The following is a 1,799-nucleotide window of genomic DNA, read 5'->3' as shown; positions in this document are numbered from 1 at the left end:
GGGACCTCACGAGCGGGGGCTCGGAGGGCATGAGGAACCCGGCACGGAAACCACACGGCCGTCAGGGGCCGAGCGGTTCCGACAAGCTCTTCCTGCCCCCTGTGTTTCTCGGACGCCACCTTAGACGCAGGGCCATCGAGGCTCCAAGACTCCCGGTGTGAACCGACGCCAGCCCGCTGGGACTGCGGGCGCGCGCCCCTTTACTCGCGGAGGAGCTAGAGTGCCGCGCCTATGCGCCATTGGATGATGCTCGCCGCCGTACTGCTCCCGGGAATGGCCTCGGCCTCCGGACATGAGCTGTCCCTCGGGGGGAACATGTTCTCCTCGAGTGGGCTGTCGCTCGCCCTGCCCCACCGGCCGGGTCTCGAGGCCGCCTATGCCTACGAGACCGGCGGCGGCTGGCGGTTCGGGGGCGGCATACGCTGGAACTTCAGTTCGGCGGGGGGCAACCCGCCGCTCGAGGTCTACGCCCGCGCCCAGCTCACCGCGGAGATGGGAGTGTGGCGGCCGGCGGTGGGCCCGGAGCTGGGGTTGAGCGGTCTGCGTGTCGTGGCCGCGTCCAACACGGGTTTCCCCCCGGACTACCCCGATACCCGGGCCAATCGCTTCGGGCCCGTCTACGCGGCCATCCACGCCGCGCCGCTGCGCTTCGCCTTCGGCCGCTTCACCGCGAGTGCACTCGAGCTCCAATGGGGCACCCTGCTCACGCCCCGGCCCGGCTCGCTGATGCGTCTGCAGCTCGGCCTGCTCCAGGTGGGGGTGATGCTGTGAGAGCCCTGCGCGCCGCCCTGCTGTTGCTCGCTGTGAATGCCTGCGCCTCGCGCCCACCCGTCGAGGAGACCGCCGTTGTCCGGGCGGGAGACTTCGGCGCGGGCGTGGAGAAGTCCCGCCTGGAGGCGGACGTGCTCAACCTGGCGAGAGCCCACCTCGAGGACACCCCGATCGACTGCTCTGCCTTCGACCTGGAGCAGGTCAACCTGGAACACCAGCCGGTGTGCAACCTCACCCGGGAGAAGGCCCGCCTGCTGATCCGTGCCCGTTTCGAGTCCCTCGGCTACACGATCAGCGATCAGAACGTGGAAGGCCCGACGTTGCCTACCACCAACGTCATCGCCGAGCTGCGCGGCACCGAGCACCCCGAGCAGGTGGTGGTGGTGGGGGCGCATTACGACTCATTCCACGCGGGCGCGGATGACAACAGCTCGGGCGTGGCGGCCATGATGGAGATGGCGCGGCTGGCGGCGGGCAAGCGCTTCGCGCGCACCATCCGCTTCGTGGGCTTCGACATGGAGGAGCTCGGCCTGGTGGGAAGCACGCGCTTCGTGCGCTCGCTGCCGGGAGAGGAGATCGTCGCCTCCATCGTCTTCGACTGCATCGGCTACAAGGACGCGCGCCCGGGAGCGCAGTTGGATCTGCCCGGTTTCCCCATTCCCAACACGGGGGACTTCATCGCCGCCATCGCCAACGAGCAGTCGCGTCCCCGGCTGGAGGAGCTGTACGCGCTGGGGAGCCGGCTGGACTTCGTGCCGCTCCGGGGCGCGGTGGCGCCGATCGACGGCTCCGGTCCGTTCTCGGGCAACCTCATGCGCAGCGATCACGCCCCCTTCTGGCTGGCGGGGCACAGCGCGCTCTTCATCACGGACACCGCCAACTTCCGCAACCCCCACTATCACCGGGAAACGGACGTGCCCTCGACGCTGGACTACGACTTCCTCGCGGGCGTCACCAGGCTGTCCGCGGCGGGAATCGCCTACTGGGCGGAAGGTCCGCTGCCCTGACTCGCACCGGTGTGGCAGGGT

At 69.6% G+C, this 1,799-nt stretch carries 2 protein-coding genes; both read left to right on the top strand.

The features are described from left to right. The first annotated feature begins 231 nt into the window (after positions 1 to 231). On the top strand, positions 232 to 771 hold the full coding sequence (locus BO221_RS25505) for a hypothetical protein (RefSeq protein ID WP_143195668.1): 540 nt from the start codon (positions 232 to 234) through the stop codon (positions 769 to 771). Beyond that, positions 768 to 1,778 (top strand): M28 family peptidase, encoded by a 1,011-nt coding sequence (locus BO221_RS25500; protein WP_073563090.1) that lies wholly within the window; start codon positions 768 to 770, stop codon positions 1,776 to 1,778. Before BO221_RS25505 ends, BO221_RS25500 begins: the two co-directional genes overlap by 4 nt. Positions 1,779 to 1,799: the final 21 nt, after the last annotated feature.

Source organism: Archangium sp. Cb G35 (assembly GCF_001896145.1).
Classification (GTDB): Bacteria; Myxococcota; Myxococcia; order Myxococcales; family Myxococcaceae; genus Archangium; species Archangium violaceum.
The sequence above is the reverse complement of the archived record's forward strand: the minus strand, read 5'-3'. Positions and strand labels throughout refer to the sequence as shown.